The organism is candidate division WOR-3 bacterium (assembly GCA_029858255.1).
Lineage (GTDB): Bacteria > Hydrothermota > Tepidihabitantia > SM23-42 > SM23-42 > SM23-42.
Genome location: JAOUFJ010000065.1, coordinates 1 through 4,427, shown reverse-complemented (window position 1 = coordinate 4,427; position 4,427 = coordinate 1). Strand labels below are relative to the sequence as shown.

Sequence of the window (4,427 nt, the reverse complement as noted above, 5' to 3'; positions counted from 1 at the left end):
GCCCCCCGGAGAGGATTGGTTCGTCGAGACCCGGCAATATCCAGTTCTCGCTGACGAAAGAAACGCGACGCGAAACCCGATACTGGCCTCCTAACATGAGAAACGGTTTGTCCGCAAAATCCCAATCGACGAAGCCGTAGCCGAAACCTGCTGTAGTGTTGTTGTCGGCGCTGCCAAGCGTAGCTACTCCATATAGAATCCCGACGAGGGGCGCATCTTCACCGGGTAGCCCAGCCATCAGTATACCGGATGCAAGGGTGACGTTGTCCATGTTGATTCCTACCTTGGGAGTGAAGTAGAAGAATTGATCGGGAATGGCTAACTCCGGAATGAGAGACATGCCACCGGCGATCGTGATATTATCGGTAATACCGAAGGCAAGCATAGGGAAGAACAATACATAATCAGCAAAGTAACCGGAGCCTGCCTTTAAACATCGTGCAGTCGGTGCAAAGAACAATCGTGTGTCATTTGGATTGGGGAACCAGTAAGCACCCTCCTTTATATGAGTTACCGGCACCTCAGTTATTTCCTTTATCTTCAGGATCGCGATTTTCACTATTCCGATGTCCGACTCAAATTCAACGTCGTACTCTCTGATTTCCGTGATGCGGCCAATGAATGTCGAACCATCGACTGTTTTTAGTATCTGGACATGGAGTGAATCAGGGATCCTCAGCGTGCCTTTAATGTGTGACGTGTCCAGAGCCTGCACTGGCGCAAAGCATAAGAGTATGATGGTGATAATACCACAGAGATTAATACCGTGTATCAACAAAGTCTTTCTGCTTATCATCGCCACCTCCTTGCTGTACTGAATCTACAATATGAGATCATAATGACCTTGCTGGTGGAGTATAGATAATTGTGTGGCTTGTGTCAAGCGTGGGCTGCATTGAAAACGGTAGCTTTCGCGAATTCTGTTCTGTGCGTAATTTCGTACAATGACCTGACACAATGAGAATTCGATATTGACCCGAGGCGCTTTGTTGTTATACTATGGTAGTTCTCATTTAGTACAACAACATTCGGTTTTTGAAAGGGGGTTTTTATGCCAAGGGTAATACATTTCGAAATAAACGCCGACGAACCCGAGAGGGCATGCAAGTTCTACAGCAATGTTTTTGGTTGGAAGATAGAAAAGTGGCAGGGGCCGGTGGATTACTGGTTGGTGTCTACTGGTAAGGATGAACCAGGGATAGATGGTGCAATTGGCAAGCGCGAACAACCTCTGCGCGGCGGTGACGGGGTCGTCGCTTTTGTCTGTACCGTAGGCGTGAAGCCGATCGACGAGTACATCGAGAAAGTGAAAGCAAACGGTGGGGAAATAGTGATACCCAAGCGTCCGGTACATGGCGTTGGCTGGTTTGCGCAGTGCAATGATACCGAAGGAAACCTCTTCGGATTGATGGAGGACGACCCGGACGCAAAATAAACGCCCCGCGTACTCTGTTCGTTGGATTGTTAAAATAGGGCAGTTTCTGTTTTCAGTCAGCGTTACTCAGCAGATAAGGAGATGATCAGAAGGAGGTAAGTTTGAAATGCCTAATCACCACAGTACTAATAGTTGTATCCTTTGCTGCGCGCTTCGGAGAAAGCAAGACAATAGAGGAATATATCGGAGAAGCAGAGGAATACAAGAATGCCGGTCAGTATGATGAAGCAATATCAACCATGGAACGAGCTGTCCAGGAATTTCCTGACCACACTGATGCCCATACACAGCTTGGTATAATGCTGAGTGAAAAAGCTCAGCGGACGCGTGATTACATGAAGATGTTTGAAATTGCCAATCGGGCGTTCTTGGCATGGGACAAAGCGCTCGAACTCGACGCGGGCAATTTCTTGGCCAGGTTCTACCGCGGGGCATGGGCGGTCAACGTGCCTAAGTCTGTGAAGCTGTTGGACAAAGGTATAAGGGATTTTGAGATTCTCACTCAGGCGCTGGAAAAATCCCCGGATCCATCTTCGAAAGAGAAACTCGCTGAGGCGTATCAGTATCTGGCTGTCGGTTATCAGAAAAATGCCGAATACGGTAAGGCGAAAAAGATAAATGAGAAGGTCATTGAGCTGGTTCCTGAAACTGAGTTTGCGCGGTTGGCTCAGGAGAATATCGATAAGATCGTGACATTCGAAAATTGGCAGGCCGAGCGTATGAAGCATTTGCCTGAAGATACTCCCGAGATAGTGAGGCTTAAAGCACAGGTCGCAGAGGAACCAACCCGGTTTGATCTGTTGCTTGCTTTGGGCAAGGTTTATTATGCGATAGGGAACTACGAAGAAGCAGCAAGTGTTTTGCGAAAAGCCGTGAATATTGAACAATCGAGCAACGATGCGTATAAATTGCTGGCTTTTTCTCTCAATGAAGTTAATTCGGTTGGTTATGACCCGAGGATATATCTAGACACAGATTTTCGCACTGATCTTGCTTTCGAATCTGCAGAGGCCCTGGATAAGGCGGTTGCACTTACTCCGGAAGATGCTGAATTGAGATTCACGCGGGGTGTCGCTGCAGTGCAGATGCCTTTTTTCGTTAACCGGCTCGATCAAGGGATTGCGGATTTAGAGACGGTTGCAAAAGGCAATGTTTCCAGAGATATGAAAGCCGAGGCGATTTATTGGCTTGGCTATGCGCATCAGAAAAAGGCAACGACCTACTGGACACAAGTGGTGTCCAAATACCCGGGAACCGAGGCGGTACAGAATGTTTTCAACACGCTGCGACCGCCGGTAATGCACGTTGATCTATCAGCATATGCTTTTCCTATTGTTTATATTGATTTTGAGTTGAGCTACCGGGACGAGTTAGCACCTCAAACCGCGGTATGGATCGAGGATGCCGACGGAAGGTTCATAAAGACGGTTTATGTATCTGGCTTCAGTGGCTATGCGAAAGAACGTCAGGTAAATCTTCCGGTCTGGGCAAAGTCTTCCGAGTTTAGAGATGTCGATGCAGTGACCGGTGCAAGCATTGACCTGGGCCACCATGTGTACACTTGGGATTTGGGTGATCATGCCGGAAAGAAAGTTGGTTCAGGCGATTACAGAGTCGTCGTCGAGGTTGCCTACTGGCCGAGCATGCAATACCAGCGAGTGGAAGCACCTGTCAATATCAACAAACGTGAGGTGCGCAAGGTTGTTGAAGAAGGTAATCTAATCCCGTATCTGGAAGTCCGCTACCTGCCCTGATCGATAGCCTCGGCCGGCTTCTCTATTCACTCGAAGAGTAATAACTTCATGGTTCGAACGGAATCTCGAGTACTGTCGCGAGACGTAGTTGAGAACACAGATTAGGACCAGGATATAGTAGCGAAGTGATGCGGTGGCAGATTTGCCTTATAACTTAGTGACTATATCTCACAGTAGTCTCACGAAGATCAAGATGTCGAGTAGAATGAGAAATAGGAACTGAACGGGGAAGTAATGTATTATGGCCCGGGCTTTACAGTGGAGGTACTAACGAATATAATTTGTTGGTTTGCGGATCGAGTAATCAGAAAGGAGAATCTACAATGAAAGGGATATTCAAGGTTTTACGCTACCTGTTGGTTTTTGTTTTTCTGACGATGTTTGTGTTATGTGATGGCGGTTGACCGTTTGCGAGCACAAGGTCTTTGTGCAATGATGGAGAGGCTACGGCACAGTCTGTGGATGTGCAATGATAGACCATTTGATCAGTGTTAACGTGACACGTTCCATCTTCAGATCCTTTTTTCACTTTGCGGTGATCTTTCTCTTGTCGGTTCCGGCCGCTGCCGAAACAGAAGACGGCGGTGCGGAAGATTATCGTATTGTGGAATATGATGTGAGCGTACGCGTGCCCGGGACGTATGACCGTCTTGAAATAGACGCGCTGCTCGGTATTAGCAAACTATCCCGTGAAGCGCCTGACTCGATGAGGGTCTTGCTTGGCGAGAATTTCCGCGGTGCTGCATTCATCAACGTTACGGTGTCAGATATGCGTAACGAGCAGGTGCCATTTACCTTCGAGGATTCGCTCCTGGATATAGACATATCGAGGGTGTTTGGCGAGAGTTCACAGGCGTGGCTGCTCTTAGAATACGATATGGTCAAAGATACCAGTTTTTACGACCAGTATTCGCCATTCTCGTGGGAGATATCCGATTCGCTCTGTCACATCAATTCATCGATCACCCGGACCGACAACTGGTATCCAAAAATAGCCGGGACCATGTCTGAAAGGATTGCTCCATACAGGCTGACCATCGATGTTCCAGCTAAGTTCGAGGTGATGGCATCGGGCCGGTTGGAGGATATGGTCACCGAACAGGGGCGCAAGACCTATTCGTGGCAGAACTACGAAGGTGTGACTGACCGCAGTTTGTACTTTTTTGCACAGGAACAGTCAAGAACGGTCAGAGAATTTCCCGATGGCTTGCGGATAATAATGTATACCCCAAGTAACG

General features: G+C 47.9%; 4 protein-coding genes. 3 read left to right on the top strand and 1 reads right to left on the bottom strand.

What is annotated here, in order from left to right; all coding sequences use genetic code 11:
- Positions 1-796: hypothetical protein (locus OEV79_12355; GenBank protein ID MDH4212227.1), on the bottom strand; the 796-nt coding region annotated here is incomplete at its 3' end.
- A 255-nt stretch (positions 797-1,051) separates the two neighbouring features.
- On the opposite strand from OEV79_12355, the gene OEV79_12350 reads away from it, so the two are divergent.
- The 3 genes from OEV79_12350 to OEV79_12340 form a co-directional block, all read left to right on the top strand.
- Positions 1,052-1,435, top strand: a complete 384-nt coding sequence (locus OEV79_12350) for a VOC family protein (GenBank protein MDH4212226.1) — start codon at positions 1,052-1,054, stop codon at positions 1,433-1,435.
- Between the two features lie 101 nt (positions 1,436-1,536).
- Positions 1,537-3,189 (top strand): DUF2271 domain-containing protein, encoded by a 1,653-nt coding sequence (locus OEV79_12345; GenBank protein MDH4212225.1) that lies wholly within the window; start codon positions 1,537-1,539, stop codon positions 3,187-3,189.
- A 469-nt stretch (positions 3,190-3,658) separates the two neighbouring features.
- The coding region (locus tag OEV79_12340) for a hypothetical protein (GenBank protein ID MDH4212224.1) at positions 3,659-4,427 on the top strand (769 nt) is incomplete at its 3' end.

Bases quoted from the DNA above. Each gene is read 5' to 3' on its own strand.
- OEV79_12350 (MDH4212226.1), top strand. From the start codon at position 1,052: ATGCCAAGGGTAATACATTTCGAAATAAACGCCGACGAACCCGAGAGG.